The following is a 15,327-nucleotide window of genomic DNA, read 5'->3' on the forward strand; positions in this document are numbered from 1 at the left end:
TTGAACCGAGCCCGTGCCGGCGCCGAGCCCGAACTGCGCACCGAATCCGTTGCGGCCTTCAAATCGCCCACGCCGGCGCGGCGGGTATGGGCCCGCTTTCGACAGCAGCGGCTCGGCTACTGGAGCCTGATCGTGTTCGTCGTAGCATTTGCCGCGAGTCTTGCGGCGCCGCTCTGGTGCAACGACAAGCCGCTTGTCGTGCGCTACGACGGGCATGTGTATTTCCCGCTCTTCAAGGCGTACCCGGAGACGACCTTCGGCGGCGATTTCCCGACGCCGGCCGACTACCTCGATCCGTACATCCGCCATCGCTTCGACGCGCCCGGCAACTTCGCGATCTATCCGCCGAATCCGTACTACTACGACACGCTCAACTACTTCTCGAAGGTGCCGAACCCGGCGCCGCCGTCGCGGCAGAACTGGCTCGGCACCGACCAGAGCGGCCGCGACCTGTTCGCGCGTCTGCTGTATGGCTTTCGCGTGTCGGTGGCATTCGCGCTCGTGCTGACTGCCATCGGCACGATATTCGGCGTGCTGGCGGGCGCGGTGCAGGGCTACTTCGGCGGCAAGACCGACATCATCGGACAGCGGCTCATCGAGATCTGGAGCGCGATGCCGGAACTCTATCTGCTCATCATCTTCGCCTCGATCTTCGAACCGGGTTTCATCCTGCTGATCGTGCTGCTCTCGCTGTTCGGCTGGATTGGCCTCGCCGACTATGTGCGCGCCGAGTTCCTGCGCAATCGCAATCAGGATTACGTGCTGGCTGCACGCGCGATGGGGCTCTCGAACTGGCAGATCATCTGGCGTCATGTTCTGCCCAATAGCCTCACGGCCGTTATCACGTTCCTGCCGTTCCGCATGAGCGGGGCGATACTCTCGCTCACGAGTCTCGACTTCCTGGGGCTGGGCGTGCCGCCGCCCACGCCGAGCCTGGGCGAGCTGCTGTCGGAAGGCAAGGGCAATCTCGACGCGTGGTGGATTGCCATGTCGACCTTCGGCGTGCTCGTGGTGACACTGTTGCTGCTCACGTTCATGGGCGATGCGCTGCGCAATGCGCTCGATACGCGCATCTCCGACGCCATGAAGGCGGGAGGCAATCAATGAGCGCTCCGCAGGCACATCTCGCAGCGCCGCTGCTCTCGCTTGAGTGCCTTTCCGTGCGTTTCGGCGAGACGCTCGCGGTGGACGACGTGACGCTCGCGATCGCGCGCGGCGAGCGTGTTGCGCTGGTGGGCGAGTCGGGCTCGGGCAAGACGGTGACGGCGCTCGCGATCCTGCGCTTGCTGAGCGACGCGCGGGTGTCGGGCGCGATCCGCTTCGACGGCGAGGATCTGCTCGCAAAGGGCGAGCGCGCAATGCGCGGCCTGCGCGGCAACGACATCGCGATGATCTTTCAGGAGCCGATGACGGCGCTCAATCCGCTCTACACGATAGGCGAGCAGATTGCCGAAACGATCCAGATGCACGATGGCGTGCCGAAGAAAGAGGCGTACGAGCGCGCGGTCGGGCTGCTGGAGCGCACGGGCATTCCGGAACCGCGCCGGCGCATCGGCAGCTATCCGCATCAACTTTCGGGCGGTCAGCGTCAGCGCGTGATGATTGCGATGGCGCTCGCGTGCCGGCCGCGCCTCCTGCTTGCCGACGAGCCCACCACGGCGCTCGACGTGACGATCCGCGGGCAGATCGTCGAGCTGCTGCTCGAACTGCAGCGCGAGGAGAGCGGCCAGACGTCCGGCCGCGGCATGTCCGTGCTGCTCATCACGCACGACCTGAATCTGGTGCGCCGCTTCGCCCAGCGTGTGGCGGTGATGGAGAAGGGCCGGCTCGTGGAGAGCGGGACCGTCGAGCAGATCTTCGGGGCGCCGCAGCACCCCTATACGCAGCGGTTGATCGCGAGCCGTCCCGAGCGCAACGTACTGCCGGTGCTGCCGCTCGCGCCGGTGCTGCTGGAAGCGAAAGACGTGGTCGTCGATTTCGCGACGAAGCTGCCGGGCTTTCGGGGCTGGTGGCGCAAAGGGAAATTTCGCGCCGTCGACGACGCGAGCGTTTCGCTGCGGCAGGGCGAGACGCTCGGCATTGTCGGCGAATCGGGATCGGGAAAATCGACCCTTGCGCTGGCCATGTTGGGACTGCAACGAGCGGGGAGCGGGCAGATCGAGTTCCAGGGCCGGCCGCTCGCGAGCTATCAGGGGCGCGACAAGCTCGCACTACGCTCGCATCTGCAGGTGGTCTTTCAGGATCCGTTCAGCTCGCTTTCTCCGCGGCAGACCGTCGAGCGCATCGTCGGAGAGGGGCTCGCGCTGCACCGGCCGGACCTCGGCAGCGAGGAGCGCAAAAAACGCATTGTTGCCACCCTGCGCGAAGTCGGGCTCGACCGCACGGCGCTGCAGCGTTATCCGCACGAGTTTTCGGGCGGGCAGCGCCAGCGTATCGCCATTGCCCGCACGCTCGTGCTGGAGCCGCGCGTAATCGTCCTCGACGAACCGACCAGCGCGCTCGACGTCTCGATCCAGCAACAGGTGTTGCGATTGTTGACGGAGCTGCAACGCAAGTACAACCTGGCCTATGTGTTCATCAGCCACGATCTCGAAGTGATCGGCGCGATGGCGCACCGTGTCGCGGTGATGCAGGGCGGCGCCATTGTCGAGACCGGAGACGTCGCCAAAGTTTTCGAAAGCCCTACGCATCCTTACACGCGCAAGCTGCTGAAAGCGGCGCTGGATCGATGACAGTCATCTGACATTCACCAATGAGGTGCGTATCGCGATTGTATTTTTCTATTTGTTTTGACACACAAATACTTACTGGCTAGTATCGTCCAAACTTTTCACTAACCCCCTGATTCGCGGGCAATTTCTACCGACCAATGCAGCACCGATACTTGACCCAGGCTTGCACGCGCGTCGTCGCCGGGATGTTCATCGGCGTACTGATGGCCGCGGCTCCCGGCGCGTTCGCCGACGAAGTAAGCAGCTTTAACCAGAATGCCTCATTTTCGCCGGGTTCTTCCCCGAACAGCACGGCGAACTCCCCGGCTTCGCAGGCGCTTTCCGCGACTGCTCAGGCCGACGCCCAGACCCAGACTGCTACACAGACCACGCCTCAGGCGACCCCGGCTGCGGCCGACGGCGGCGCCAGGTCGTTCCTTTCCGGCATGGCCGGCAAGGCAGGGGACGTCGTTGTGGGCGCCCTCAACATGATAGGCGTGCGTTATCGCTGGGGCGGCAACACACCGGATTCCGGCCTCGACTGCAGCGGCTTCGTGCGCTATGTCTTCCAGGACACACTGGGCCTCTCGCTGCCGCGCCGCGCCGAGGAAATGAGCCGCGTGGGCGAGAAGGTCAGCCTCAGCAACCTCAAGCCGGGCGACCTTGTGTTCTTCAATACGATGCGCCGCACGTTCTCGCACGTCGGCATCTATATCGGCGACAACAAGTTCGTGCATTCGCCGTCCACGGGCAGCACGATCCGTGTCGACGACCTCGACGACGGCTATTGGGAAAAGCGCTTCACGGGCGCTCGCCGTGTCGAAACGTCGTTCACGCCGCAACAGCAGCAGGACCTCAAGCAGCGCGTGAGCGCGCAGTTCGACGGCAGCAACTGATCGCTGGCCGGCGCCGGTCGCTTTACCTCAGGTCGTGACAGAAAGCCTGCTTCGTTCGAAGCAGGCTTTTTTCGTTCCGTGGGTCGCGCGGGTCGCTTCCGCCCGCGCGTTCGCTCAGACCGTCGCGGCGCGCGCCGCGGTCAGCTTGCGCTCCAACTCCGGCATCATCTTCGCGACGGCCTCCTCGCCCGCGAGGATCGCCGCATTGCGCTGGCCAAAATCGCTTCCCGACATCGCGTTCAGATTGGGCCGGATCACGACGTCGGCGTACTTGTCGAGCTCGTAGGTCTTGATCGACTGGCCCATGATCGTGAAGGTCTGCATCAGCACGTCGAACTGGGTCAGCGTCGGGGCGCTCTCCGGCCGGGCCGAAATGTCCACCGCAATCACGAAGTCGGCGCCCATTTTGCGTGCGAAGGCCGCCGGCACCGGGCTCACGAGCCCGCCGTCCACGTACTCGTGGCCTGCGATTTTCACCGGATCGAAGATCGACGGCAGGCTGCACGACGCGCGAACGGCGATGCCGGTATTGCCGCGCTGAAACAGGATTGGCTGGCCGCTGTGCAGGTCGGTGGCGACCACGCCGAGCGGCCTCGCCATCTTCTCGATCGGCCGGCCGCGCAGCGTGGTGTTCAGATAGTTCTGCAGCGCCACGCCGTGCAGGAAGCCTCGCGTGGCGAAGGGCATGGCCCAGTCGCTGATCGACGCTTCGTCCATCGTGAGTGCGAGCTTGTTGATGTCGAAACCGTTCATGCCCGACGCGTAGAGCGCGGCGACCACCGAGCCCGCGCTCGTTCCCGAGACGAGGTCGACCTGGACGTTGCGGGCTTCCAGCGCTTTGATCACGCCGATGTGCGCGAAGCCGCGCGCCGCGCCGCCGCCAAGGGCGAGGCCGACGCGAATGGCGCGCTGGGGCTTCGCGACAGGGGCGGGCGGCGTGGTGTTCGCGGTAACGGGCGAGGCGACCTTCGCGGTCTCGGTGCCGGCCGTCGTGCAGGCGGCAAGGAGAGTGGAGGCCGCTGCCAGCGAAAAGCTGCGGCGGCTCAAAGAGGGTGCTGACGGGTTCAAGGGGGGCTCTGATAGCGGCTTCAAGCGAGGTTCTCCATGCGGCGCGCCGACATCATAAGGCAAAGCCGCTCGCGCATTCGCAACGCGCTTGTAACGCCGTGTGTCACTCTTGTTCGTGGCCAAGGTGTCGCCTGGCCGTGGCGGTGCCGGCACCGTGCGGATGTCCTCCTGGTCTTGGCCTGCCGGGACCGAACGCGCGTCCGGCGGTTATAATCCCGTCTCTCTTTTCCCGGTTTTCCCGTTCGCGCCGCGTCGCGTTCCGCAGTCGCAAATGCTGCGTGCCGTGGCAGGTGACTGCCGCGAGGCCGCGAACCTCCTGCCGCCCGTCGCCAATCGCGCGTCGCCCGGCGGCACCGCTTTCGAGTAAAAAGCCCATGACCACGACTGTCGTCCGTACCCGCTTTGCGCCGAGCCCGACCGGCTTCATTCACCTCGGCAATATCCGCTCCGCGCTGTATCCCTGGGCGTTCGCGCGCCGCAACGAAGGGGTGTTCGTGCTGCGGATCGAGGACACCGACGTCGAGCGCTCGACGTCCGAAGCCGTCGACGCCATTCTCGAAGGCATGCAGTGGCTCGGCCTCGACTTCGACGAAGGTCCGTTCTACCAGATGCAGCGCATGGACCGTTATCGCGAAGTGCTTGCACAAATGAGCGAGCAAGGCCTCGTGTACCCGTGCTACATGTCGACCGAAGAGCTGGACGCATTGCGCGAGCGTCAGCGTGAGGCGGGCGAAAAGCCGCGCTACGACGGCACCTGGCGCCCGGAGCCGGGCAAGGTCCTGCCGACGCCGCCGGCCGGTGTGCAGCCGGTGCTGCGCTTTCGCAATCCGCTGACGGGCGTGGTCGCGTGGGACGACGCCGTGAAGGGCCGCGTCGAGATTTCGAACGAAGAACTCGACGACCTCGTCATCGCGCGCCCGGACGGCACGCCGACGTATAACTTCTGCGTCGTGGTGGACGATCTCGACATGAAGATCACGCACGTGATTCGCGGCGACGACCACGTGAACAACACGCCGCGCCAGATCAACATCCTGCGCGCGCTGGGCGGCGAGCCGCCCGTGTACGCGCACCTGCCGACCGTGTTGAACGAGCAGGGCGAAAAGATGAGCAAGCGCCATGGCGCGACGAGCGTGATGGGCTATCGCGACGCGGGCTATCTGCCGGAGGCGGTGCTGAACTATCTCGCGCGCCTTGGCTGGTCGCATGGCGATGCCGAAGTGTTCTCGCGCGAGCAGTTCGTCGAATGGTTCGATCTCGAGCACCTCGGCAAGTCGCCGGCGCAGTACGACCAGGCCAAGCTCGACTGGCTCAACAACCACTATCTGAAGGAAGCCGACAACGCACGCCTTGCGGGGCTCGCGAAGCCGTTCTTCGCCGTGCTCGGTGTCGACGAAGCCGTGCTCGCGAAGGGCCCTTCGCTCGAAGGCGTGATTGCGCTTTACAAGGATCGCGCGAATACGGTCAAGGAGATTGCCGAAAGCGCGCAAATCTTCTATCGCGAGCCGCAGCCCGAAGCCGCCGTGCTTGCCCAGCACGTGACCGAGGCCGTGCGCCCGGCGCTTGCCGACCTCGCTACGGCGTTCAAGGGCGCGGAGTGGACGAAGGAGGGCATTTCGGCCGCGCTCAAGGCGACGCTCGCGGCGCACAAGCTGAAGATGCCGCAGCTTGCCATGCCGGTGCGCCTCTTCGTGGCGGGCACGACGCACACCCCCGCCATCGACGCGGTACTCGCGCTGTTCGATCGCGACGTGGTGGTGAATCGCATCGAGCAGGGTCTCGCGAAGGCGGCGTGATTTTTTGAAGATTTTTTGCCCCGGCACTAGCGCCGGGGTAAGGGATCCTGTAGTATTCGGGCTCCGTTGAAAACGGTCCGCGAGAAAGCGGTAACGCTCACGCAGGAGCCGATGGATCCGGCAACGAAGTTTCACGCAGTTAGCCGCAGTGTGAAATAAGTTGCAGCAAAACGATCCAAAGGCTCTTTACAAAGGCGAGTTTGCTGTTTATAATCTCGCTTCTGTTCTGCAAGGGGGTATAGCTCAGCTGGGAGAGCGCTTGCATGGCATGCAAGAGGTCAGCGGTTCGATCCCGCTTACCTCCACCAACAGAGCAAATAGAAGTTTCTCCGCGAAAGCGGGGGTGAGGAAGAAAATAATTCTTCACAAAATGCAGTAAAGAAGTTAAAATCTTGTTCTTCGCTGTTGGGTGAAATTAACTGCGAAATAAGCGGGAAAATGAACAAGAAGCGGAAGTAAAAAACGCAGTAAAGTGTAGCAAGACATTATCTGAAAAGATTATGTCCCCTTCGTCTAGAGGCCTAGGACATCACCCTTTCACGGTGAGTACAGGGGTTCGAATCCCCTAGGGGACGCCAGACATGAGCGTCGTCAATGAGATTGGCGAGGCAGCAGTTGGGAATCAGCCGACGCCCAGCTGTCTATGTCGAACTGGAGCGGTAGTTCAGTCGGTTAGAATACCGGCCTGTCACGCCGGGGGTCGCGGGTTCGAGTCCCGTCCGCTCCGCCAGATGAAGCCCGTTCAGGCTATAACTTGAGCGGGCTTTTTAGTTAAAGCGGTAATAGCATCAGTCAAGGCGCAAGCCTGTGTTGTCCCCTTCGTCTAGAGGCCTAGGACATCACCCTTTCACGGTGAGTACAGGGGTTCGAATCCCCTAGGGGACGCCAAAGACAACTGCGGCGCCAAAGCAATAGGGCGACGCAGCCAGCGGGAATCGACCGACGCCCGCCGGTGCAAGCAGGACTGGAGCGGTAGTTCAGTCGGTTAGAATACCGGCCTGTCACGCCGGGGGTCGCGGGTTCGAGTCCCGTCCGCTCCGCCAGATGAACGAAGCCCGCTGGAATTTCCAGCGGGCTTTTTTCTTGTCTGCTCTTTGGCTTCGCGAGGCTCCTCGAGTCTCGCCATACGGACAAACTGCCATTGCCGCTACGCTCGCGCTATCGTAGCGTAGTCGGGACTTTCGCTCGTGCGCCAGCCGCCCCCCATGTTCGCTCCGAACGACATTCCATCGCGCTTCCAGTTGCGTCACGCGACCATGGAGGACTTCGAGTTCGCCGAGGCCCTCACGCGCAACAACATGGGCGGCTATTATCAGCGGCATCATCTGGTCTGGCGCGGCGATCTTTTTCTCGCCAGCTACCGCGAATCGGAGAATTTCATTCTCGAACTCGACGGTCAGGCAATCGGCGTGCTGCGCGTCACCGAAGAGGCCGACTCGCTGCATATCCGCGACGTGCAGATCGCCGAGGGCTATCGCGGGCACGGCGCCGGAACCTTCCTGCTCGACATGTCCCATCGCTGGGCGCGCGAGCGCGGCCTGCGCGAACTGCAACTGCGCGTGTTCGTCGATAATCCCGCGGCGCGGCTCTATTTGCGCATGGGTTATCGCGTGGCCGGGCCGAGGCTGGCTAGACTGGGATCGATACGGCACATGACGCGCCCCGTGTGAGGCTGTCGGGATCGCGTGCGGTTATGTTACTTCGGCCAATCCCGAACGCTCTCGCGTAGCGCCTCGTTTGCTTCGCTCAGCACCGACTCGTCGTTCGGGCCGCTTTCGCGATCGTCGCCGCCACGCCCGATAAACGCGCGCGGGCTCTCGCCGAACGCGCGCCGGAACATGGCCGAAAATGCACTCTGGCTTTGATAGCCGAGTTCCTGTGCGACGACCGCCATCGGCCGCCCCTGATTGAGCAGCGGAATCGCGCGCGCGAGTACTGCCTGCTGACGCCATTGCGAAAAGCTCACGCCCAGTTCCTGCCGGAAGAGCCGCGCGATCGTGCGCGTGCTGGCGCCCACGTGCTCGGCCCAGTATTCGAGCGAGCCGGGATTCGCGGGATCGGCCAGCAGCGCCTCGCAGAGCGAGCGCAGGCGCTTTTCCTCGGGCATCGGCACGGCAAGCGGCAGGGGGGCCGAGCGTGTGATTTCGTCGAGCGCGAGCGAAGCGAGGAGACGTTCGCGGGTGGGGCCGATGCCGCGTTCATCGAGCGCCGCGATCGTTTCGCGCAGCAAGCCCGATACCTCGACCACGCGGCAGTCGCCAAGCCCGGGCGGGATCACCGACTGGTCCACGTACAAGGTGCGCAGGAACGCGTCCTCGACGATCGCCACCTCATGCGTCACATACGGCGGAATCCAGATCGCGCGCGAGGGCGGCACCATCCATGTGGTGCCGGGTGTCGTCATGCGCAGCACGCCGCGCGACGCGTAGGCAAGCTGCGCCCACGCATGCGTGTGCAGGGCGATGCGCACGCCGGCCGCCATGGGTCGCGAGCGCACGCGGACAGGGTGCCCGGACGTGGGCTCGAACTCGGGCGGGATATCGGCGAATTCCGCGGGCGGCAGCAGGGCGAGAGGCATGGAGGATCGCGGCGTTGACGGCTCGCGGTCATTGTAGGCGCAACCCGGCGCGGTTGCCGCGCGGTCTCGGGGCGCAAGGGGCGAGGCGCGCGCGCACTGCTTCATGGAGAGGCATAATGCAGCGGGTTCATCTGTGCACGAGGGAGACACCATGACATTCGCCACCGCCGACCTTTGCGACGCGCACGAAGACCGGCTTGCAGCCGGCACGCTGCGCGTCTTCGATCCCGTGTTCCGCTGGTTCGGCCTTGCACCACACTTCAGCGGCCCGGCGCTCACGCTCAAGGTCTTCGAGGACAATTCGCTCGTGCGCGCCACGCTCGAGACGCCGGGCGAGGGCCGCGTACTCGTGGTGGACGGCGGCGGGAGCCTGCGCTGCGCCCTCGTGGGCGGCAAGCTCGGCGAGCTGGCGCAGGACAACGGCTGGGCGGGTGTGGTGGTCAACGGCTGTGTGCGCGACACGCTCGAGCTCGACGCGCTGAAGGTCGGCATCGTCGCGCTGGCGGCGCATCCGCAACGCAGCTTCCGGCGCGGTGTCGGCGAGCGCGATGTGCCGGTGCGCATGCCGGGTACGACCGTGCGCACGGGCGAATGGATTTACGCCGATATCGACGGCGTGCTCGTGTCGAGCGAGCCGCTGGCGATCTGAATCGCCGTCCGGCTCGGGACGCAAAGCACGAAGGCCCGATGGACTTGTTTGTGTCCACCGGGCCTTCGTCGTTCAAAGCAGCGCTCGTTCAGGCGAGCATCAGATCTCTTCGTAGAGCGGCAGCGTCAGGAAGTCGACGAAATTCTCCGACGTCGACATCTGTTCGAAGATCTGCGCAGCGCGGTCGTACGGCTTCGTGTTGCCGCCTACCACCGCCTTCACCTTGTCGAGCTCCTGCGGGATCAGTTCGCGCACGAGTTCGGCCGTGACCTTGCGGCCGTCGTCGAGCTTGCCCTTCGGCGAGCGGATCCACTGCCACACTTGCGAGCGCGAGATTTCGGCCGTTGCGGCGTCTTCCATCAGATTGTGGATCGGCACGCAGCCGTTGCCGTCGAGCCACGAGCCCAGATAGTGGATGCCCACGTTGATGTTGTTGCGCAGGCCCGCTTCGGTGATCGGCGCTTCCGGACGGAAGTCGAGCAGATCCTTGCCCGTCACGTTGACGTCGGGGCGCTGCTTGCCGATCTGGTTCGGCTTGTCGCCCAGCACCTTCACGAACTCTTCCATCGCGATCGGCACGAGGCCCGGGTGAGCCACCCAGCCGCCGTCATAGCCGTCGGTCGCGTCGCGGTTCTTGTCCGAGCGCACGCCGGCCATGGCCTTGTCGTTCGCTGCGGCATCGCTCTTGATCGGGATGAGCGCGCTCATTCCGCCGATTGCCGGTGCGTTGCGGCGGTGGCAGGTCTTGAGCAGCTGGAGCGCGTAGGCGCGCATGAAGGGCACGGTCATCGTGATCTGCGAGCGGTCCGCGAGACAGAAGTCCGCGTCTTTCTTGAACTTCTTGATCGCCGAGAAGATGTAGTCCCAGCGGCCCGCGTTCAAGCCCGAACTGTGCTCGCGCAGTTCATAGAGGATCTCGTCCATTTCGAACGCCGCGAGGATCGTCTCGATCAGCACCGTCGCGCGGATCGTGCCGCGCGGAATGCCCACGGCCTCCTGGGCGACGACGAAGATGTCGTTCCACAGGCGCGCTTCGAGATGGCTCTCCATCTTCGGCAGATAGAAGTAGGGGCCGCTGCCGCGCGCGATCAGTTCCTTCGCGTTGTGGAAGAGGTAGAGCGCGAGGTCGAAAATGCCGCCCGAAACGCGCTGGCCGTCCACGCTCACGTGCTTCTCGTCGAGGTGCCAGCCGCGCGGACGCACGATCAGCGTGGCGACCTTGTCGTTGAGCTGGTAGCGCTTGCCGTTCTGTTCGAGCGAAATCGTGCGGCGCACCGCGTCCTTGAGGTTGATCTGGCCGGTGATCTGGTTGTCCCAGCTCGGCGCGTTCGAATCCTCGAAGTCGGTCATGTAGGAGTCCGCACCGGAATTGAGCGCATTGATGATCATCTTGCGCTCGACCGGGCCCGTGATTTCCACGCGGCGGCATTCGAGGTCCTTCGGCAGCGCCGCGATGGTCCAGTCGCCTTCGCGGATCGACTTCGTCTGCTCGAGGAAGTCCGGGCGCTCGCCGGCGTCGAGTCGCTTCGTGCGCTCGGCGCGCGCCTTCAGCAGCTCCTGACGGCGCGGCTCGAACGCGCGGTGCAGCTTCGCGACGAGTTCGAGCGCTTCGGGGGTGAGGATCGTTTCGAAGCCCGGCTTGATTTCCGCCGGGATCTGCATGCCTTGCGGCAGTTGCAACGTGTTCGCCATGATTGCTCCTTGGTCGGTCAGTTCGTGTAGGTGTGGGGAATGCGGCGCCTGCCGGGGTCGTTACGCGCCTGGGCTTGGGCGGGTTCGGGCCGGGGTCCGTTCAGGCGGCGCTGCGGTTTCGAGAAAAGCGGCAAGTTCTGCCATGCCGCCGCCGGTGCCATTGGGCGTGATGCCGAGTTCTTCCGCGGGCAGGCGCTGGCGGTTGATCCAGAAAGTCGTGTAGCCGAACCAGCCGGCGCCCGCGGCGTCCCAGCCGTTCGACGAGACGAACACGATGTCGCGCGGCACCGCGCCGAATGCGGCTGTGCCGAGCGCGTAGGCCGCGGCGGCGGGCTTGTACGCGCGCACCGCATCGACGGAGAGGACGTGATCGAAGAGGCCGTTCATGCCCGCGCTCTTCACCGCGATGTCGAGCATCTGCGGATTGCCGTTCGAGAGGATGGCGAGGCCGGGGCGCGCGCCGTCGTCGCGCCCTTCGTGCATCTTGCGCAGACGCCGCAGCACGGGCAGCACGTCGGGGAACGCGGAGAGGCACGCGTATTCGTCCATCAAGCGCTTTTCGGCCGCGCCCGTCAACGCGAGATTCAGGCGCCGCGCCGCGTAGCGCAGCGCGTCGAGCGTGACGTCCCAGAACGGGCGGTAGCGCGCGCCGGCGGGGTCGGAGAGGGTGCGCAGCTGCGTATATTCGATCTGCTTGAGGCGCCAGAGCTGCGAGAGCGCATCGCCGTGGCCGGGGAACATCTGTTCCGCTGCGGCGACGACCGAATGCACGTCGAACAACGTGCCGTACGCGTCGAATATCACTGCCTTGGGAAATCTTGTCGCGTTTTGTGCCGCGTTTTGTGCCGTTGTGGCCGACATCGCCTTGCACTCCATCTTCAGAGGTCGGGATGAATTGTATTCGTGAGTTACATCACTGAAAAAGGAGGCATTGATCACTTGATCTTTTACTTTTACCAACCTAATCTGACGATCTAAACGATCTTTGCCAGCTCTTTTCGCCGTCATTCCTCCGCGTTCTTCTGAATGGACCGCTTCAAACAGATCGAAACCTTCGCCGCCGTGGCGGCCAAAGGCAGTCTTTCCTCTGCCGCTCAGGCCGAGGGGGTCGCACCCGCCATCATCGGGCGCCGCATCGACGCGCTCGAAGAGCGGCTCGGCGTGAAGCTCTTCGTGCGCACCACGCGTCGCATCACGCTCACCTTCGAAGGCTCGGCGTTCCTCGAGGACTGCCAGCGGATCATCCATGATATGCAGAACGCGGAAGCGAGCGTGTCGGCGGGCGGGGTGAAGGCGAGCGGGCACTTGCGCGTGTCGGCGCCGGCGGGCTTCGGGCGCCGGCATGTGGCGCAACTCGTGCCCGCGTTCACGGTGGCGCACCCGGACGTTTCGATCACGCTCGATCTTTCCGATCGCCTTGTCGATCTCGTCAACGAAGGCTTCGACTGCGCCGTGCGTCTGGGCGAGTTGCCCGACTCGTCGCTCGTCTCGCTCAAGCTCGGCGAGAACCGCCGCGTGTGCGTGGCGTCGCCCGAATACCTGTCGCGCCGGGGCGCGCCCGAAACGCTCGCCGATCTCACGCGTCACAACTGCCTCGCGCTCGGCGCAAGCAGCGCGAACCAGCAGCGCGGCTGGACCTTCCAGCAGGACGACAAGGTGGTGTCGATCCGCGTGGCGGGCACGATGGAATGCTCGGACGGCGCGGTGCTGCACGAGTGGTGTCTCGACGGACACGGGCTTGCGTGGCGTTCCTGGTGGGAAGTCGGCGAGGACATTGCGGCAGGCCGGCTCGTCAGCGTGCTCGACGCGTTCGCGGCGCCGCCCATCGGCATTCATGCGGTGTTTCCGCAGCGTCGTCATCTGCCATTGCGCGTGCGCCTCTTTCTCGACTTTCTCAAGCATACGTACGGTCATCCGGGGTACTGGGGCCAGGACTGACGGCACCGCCGCGGTTCGCGCCTGCGCGTTTTCGATTCGGCGCGCGTCACCGCTCTGCCTGTCTGCCGCAATATCCGTACTCGCCGTTTTCGGACGTCGTGAGCGAGCCGCCCGGCGACTCATGGCTTCGCACGGGCGGCGCGGGCTCAGCCATACGAAAATTCCCGTGATCGTGTACCGCTAGTCTCTCTGTGTGTCGGGAAACCGAACCCCAGTCGGCGCATGGGCATGCACGGCGGATGCCCATGCGCCTTCCGTGGCTGGCTGTGCTGTCGTCGGCTTGTTGCCTTCTCCGGCAACGAGGCCGCTTGCTCCGGCGGATGGCCGGATAAAGGGGCGGGCCGGATCGTGTCCGGCCGCGCGTGGCCTCTTGCCTCTCCCCGATGGGTGGGGGTTGCAGGCGCCGGCGGCCGGCGAGCCCCGCCAGGGACGCGCGTGCCGGCCGCGGCGCTGCTGCTGCGGGTGGTCTTACGCCACCTTCTTGTCGAAGAACTGCTCGTCTTCCGTCGAGCCGTGCAGGGCGGTCGTCGAGGCTTCGCGCTCGACCGTCTGCGTGACGGCATCGAAGTAGCCCGTGCCCACTTCTCGCTGGTGCTTGACCGCCGTGAAGCCTTTTTCGGCTGCGGCGAACTCGGCCTGCTGCAGTTCGACGAATGCGCTCATGTTCTGGCGCGCATAGCCGTGCGCGAGGTTGAACATCGAATAGTTCAGCGAGTGGAAGCCCGCGAGCGTGATGAACTGGAACTTGTAGCCCATCGCGCCCAGCTCGCGCTGGAACTTGGCGATGGTCGCGTCGTCGAGGTTCTTCTTCCAGTTGAACGACGGCGAGCAGTTGTACGAGAGCAGCTTGCCCGGGAACTCCTTGTGGATCGCTTCCGCGAACTTCTTCGCGAACTCGAGATCGGGCTTGCCGGTTTCGCACCAGATCATGTCGGCGTACGGCGCGTAGGCGAGGCCGCGCGAGATCGACTGCTCGAGGCCGTTGCGCGTGCGGAAGAAGCCTTCCACGGTGCGCTCGCCCGTGAGGAACGGCTTGTCGTTGTCGTCGATGTCCGAGGTCACGAGATCGGCGGCTTCCGCGTCGGTGCGGGCGAGCAGCACGGTCGGCACGCCGCAGACGTCGGCGGCGAGGCGCGCAGCGGTCAGCTTGGCGATGTTCTCGCGCGTCGGCACGAGCACCTTGCCGCCCATGTGGCCGCACTTCTTCACCGAAGCGAGCTGGTCTTCGAAGTGCACGCCCGCGGCGCCCGCTTCGATCATCGCCTTCATCAGTTCGAACGCGTTCAGCACGCCGCCGAAGCCGGCTTCAGCATCCGCCACGATCGGCTGGAAGAAGTCGGTGTAGCCTTCGTCGCCCGGGTTCTTGCCTTCCGACCACTGGATCTGGTCGGCGCGCGTGAGCGTGTTGTTGATGCGCTTGACCACCTGCGGCACCGAGTTGGCCGGGTAGAGCGACTGGTCGGGATACATTTCGCCCGCCAGGTTGGCGTCGCCCGCGACCTGCCAGCCCGAGAGATAGATGGCCTTGAGCCCGGCCTTGACCTGCTGCATGGCCTGGTTGCCCGTGAGCGCGCCGAGCGCGTTGATGAACGGCTCCGTGTTCACGCCCTTCCAGAGCTTTTCCGCGCCGTTCTTCGCGAGCGTGTGCTCGGGCTGGATCGAGCCGCGCAGGCGCACCACGTCTTCAGCCGTGTAGTTGCGCGTGATGCCTTTCCAGCGCGGATCGGTTTCCCATTGCTGTTGAAGTTGCTTTGCTTGTTCCTGACGAGTCGACATGATGAACTCCTTCGTTTGCCTGATTGGTAGAACCGCTGAAAGTCGGTGACTTCTCCGGGTGGGCGCCCTGTGGTGGTTTGGAGCGCTTCGTTTCGTGAAGTCTTATATAAGAGTCTAGGCAAATCGGTCCCGCGGGGACAGGCGCTCAAGCAGCTTTTTCCGTGTTTTTTATTTCAATAAAATCAAATGCTTGCGAAGTATATTTCACGATGGAAAACGCGGT

12 protein-coding genes and 5 tRNA genes are annotated in these 15,327 nt (G+C 64.4%); 12 read left to right on the forward strand and 5 right to left on the reverse strand.

The window, feature by feature from the left end; all coding sequences use genetic code 11:
• The 3 genes from BAC01S_RS03830 (at window position 1) to BAC01S_RS03840 (ending at window position 3,607) form a co-directional block, all read left to right on the forward strand.
• Window positions 1–1,107, forward strand: a complete 1,107-nt coding sequence (locus BAC01S_RS03830; protein ID WP_027793573.1) for an ABC transporter permease — start codon at window positions 1–3, stop codon at window positions 1,105–1,107.
• Window positions 1,104–2,732: an ABC transporter ATP-binding protein gene (locus BAC01S_RS03835; protein WP_027793574.1), complete on the forward strand. Its 1,629-nt coding sequence runs from the start codon at window positions 1,104–1,106 to the stop codon at window positions 2,730–2,732. Before BAC01S_RS03830 ends, BAC01S_RS03835 begins: the two co-directional genes overlap by 4 nt.
• A 137-nt stretch (window positions 2,733–2,869) precedes the next feature.
• Window positions 2,870–3,607: a C40 family peptidase gene (locus BAC01S_RS03840; RefSeq protein ID WP_027793575.1), complete on the forward strand. Its 738-nt coding sequence runs from the start codon at window positions 2,870–2,872 to the stop codon at window positions 3,605–3,607.
• A gap of 114 nt (window positions 3,608–3,721) precedes the next feature.
• On the opposite strand, the gene BAC01S_RS03845 is transcribed toward BAC01S_RS03840, so the two are convergent.
• Window positions 3,722–4,675: a patatin-like phospholipase family protein gene (locus tag BAC01S_RS03845; protein WP_027793576.1), complete on the reverse strand. Its 954-nt coding sequence runs from the start codon at window positions 4,673–4,675 to the stop codon at window positions 3,722–3,724.
• A 374-nt stretch (window positions 4,676–5,049) separates the two neighbouring features.
• On the opposite strand from BAC01S_RS03845, the gene gltX reads away from it, so the two are divergent.
• The 7 genes from gltX to BAC01S_RS03885 all read left to right on the forward strand — a co-directional run bounded on the left by gltX (window position 5,050) and on the right by BAC01S_RS03885 (window position 8,141).
• Entirely contained in the window at window positions 5,050–6,471 is a 1,422-nt protein-coding gene (gene gltX, locus BAC01S_RS03855) for a glutamate--tRNA ligase (protein WP_027793577.1), read from the forward strand.
• 232 nt (window positions 6,472–6,703) lie between these two features.
• Window positions 6,704–6,779, forward strand: a tRNA-Ala gene (locus BAC01S_RS03860).
• Window positions 6,780–6,973: 194 nt separating this feature from the next.
• A tRNA-Glu gene (locus tag BAC01S_RS03865) sits at window positions 6,974–7,049 on the forward strand.
• A gap of 75 nt (window positions 7,050–7,124) precedes the next feature.
• Window positions 7,125–7,201 (forward strand) — tRNA-Asp (locus BAC01S_RS03870).
• An 82-nt stretch (window positions 7,202–7,283) separates the two neighbouring features.
• Window positions 7,284–7,359 (forward strand) — tRNA-Glu (locus tag BAC01S_RS03875).
• Between the two features lie 78 nt (window positions 7,360–7,437).
• Window positions 7,438–7,514: transfer RNA gene (locus BAC01S_RS03880), tRNA-Asp, on the forward strand.
• A gap of 162 nt (window positions 7,515–7,676) precedes the next feature.
• On the forward strand, window positions 7,677–8,141 hold the full coding sequence (locus BAC01S_RS03885; protein WP_027793578.1) for a GNAT family N-acetyltransferase: 465 nt from the start codon (window positions 7,677–7,679) through the stop codon (window positions 8,139–8,141).
• A 26-nt stretch (window positions 8,142–8,167) separates the two neighbouring features.
• Here BAC01S_RS03885 and BAC01S_RS03890 read toward each other — a convergent pair whose 3' ends face one another.
• A complete protein-coding gene (locus tag BAC01S_RS03890; protein WP_027793579.1) occupies window positions 8,168–9,049 on the reverse strand; it encodes an AraC family transcriptional regulator in 882 nt (293 codons plus the stop codon).
• 151 nt (window positions 9,050–9,200) lie between these two features.
• Between BAC01S_RS03890 and rraA the strand changes: the two genes are divergently transcribed.
• Window positions 9,201–9,698 (forward strand): ribonuclease E activity regulator RraA, encoded by a 498-nt coding sequence (rraA, locus tag BAC01S_RS03895; RefSeq protein ID WP_027793580.1) that lies wholly within the window; start codon window positions 9,201–9,203, stop codon window positions 9,696–9,698.
• A 99-nt stretch (window positions 9,699–9,797) separates the two neighbouring features.
• Here the strand turns inward: rraA and aceB are convergent, their stop codons facing one another.
• Complete coding sequence (gene aceB, locus BAC01S_RS03900) at window positions 9,798–11,390, reverse strand: malate synthase A (RefSeq protein WP_027793581.1); 1,593 nt, start codon at window positions 11,388–11,390, stop codon at window positions 9,798–9,800.
• 60 nt (window positions 11,391–11,450) lie between these two features.
• The gene (locus tag BAC01S_RS03905; RefSeq protein WP_027793582.1) at window positions 11,451–12,251 is read right to left on the reverse strand and encodes a haloacid dehalogenase type II; all 801 of its coding nucleotides are present in this window, start codon (window positions 12,249–12,251) and stop codon (window positions 11,451–11,453) included.
• A 165-nt stretch (window positions 12,252–12,416) separates the two neighbouring features.
• Here BAC01S_RS03905 and BAC01S_RS03910 point away from each other — a divergent pair, with 165 nt between their 5' ends.
• Entirely contained in the window at window positions 12,417–13,328 is a 912-nt protein-coding gene (locus tag BAC01S_RS03910) for a LysR family transcriptional regulator (RefSeq protein WP_027793583.1), read from the forward strand.
• 468 nt (window positions 13,329–13,796) lie between these two features.
• Here the strand turns inward: BAC01S_RS03910 and aceA are convergent, their stop codons facing one another.
• On the reverse strand, window positions 13,797–15,104 hold the full coding sequence (aceA, locus tag BAC01S_RS03915; RefSeq protein WP_027793584.1) for an isocitrate lyase: 1,308 nt from the start codon (window positions 15,102–15,104) through the stop codon (window positions 13,797–13,799).
• Window positions 15,105–15,327 lie beyond the last annotated feature (223 nt).

It is taken from the genome of Paraburkholderia acidipaludis NBRC 101816, assembly GCF_000684975.1.
In the GTDB taxonomy this organism is placed as follows: domain Bacteria; phylum Pseudomonadota; class Gammaproteobacteria; order Burkholderiales; family Burkholderiaceae; genus Paraburkholderia; species Paraburkholderia acidipaludis.

Bases quoted from the DNA above. Each gene is read 5' to 3' on its own strand.
- BAC01S_RS03835 (WP_027793574.1), top strand. From the start codon at position 1,104: ATGAGCGCTCCGCAGGCACATCTCGCAGCGCCGCTGCTCTCGCTTGAG.
- BAC01S_RS03840 (WP_027793575.1), top strand. From the start codon at position 2,870: ATGCAGCACCGATACTTGACCCAGGCTTGCACGCGCGTCGTCGCCGGG.
- gltX (WP_027793577.1), top strand. From the start codon at position 5,050: ATGACCACGACTGTCGTCCGTACCCGCTTTGCGCCGAGCCCGACCGGC.
- BAC01S_RS03885 (WP_027793578.1), top strand. From the start codon at position 7,677: ATGTTCGCTCCGAACGACATTCCATCGCGCTTCCAGTTGCGTCACGCG.
- BAC01S_RS03890 (WP_027793579.1), bottom strand. From the start codon at position 9,049: ATGCCTCTCGCCCTGCTGCCGCCCGCGGAATTCGCCGATATCCCGCCC.
- rraA (WP_027793580.1), top strand. From the start codon at position 9,201: ATGACATTCGCCACCGCCGACCTTTGCGACGCGCACGAAGACCGGCTT.
- aceB (WP_027793581.1), bottom strand. From the start codon at position 11,390: ATGGCGAACACGTTGCAACTGCCGCAAGGCATGCAGATCCCGGCGGAA.
- BAC01S_RS03905 (WP_027793582.1), bottom strand. From the start codon at position 12,251: ATGTCGGCCACAACGGCACAAAACGCGGCACAAAACGCGACAAGATTT.
- BAC01S_RS03910 (WP_027793583.1), top strand. From the start codon at position 12,417: ATGGACCGCTTCAAACAGATCGAAACCTTCGCCGCCGTGGCGGCCAAA.
- aceA (WP_027793584.1), bottom strand. From the start codon at position 15,104: ATGTCGACTCGTCAGGAACAAGCAAAGCAACTTCAACAGCAATGGGAA.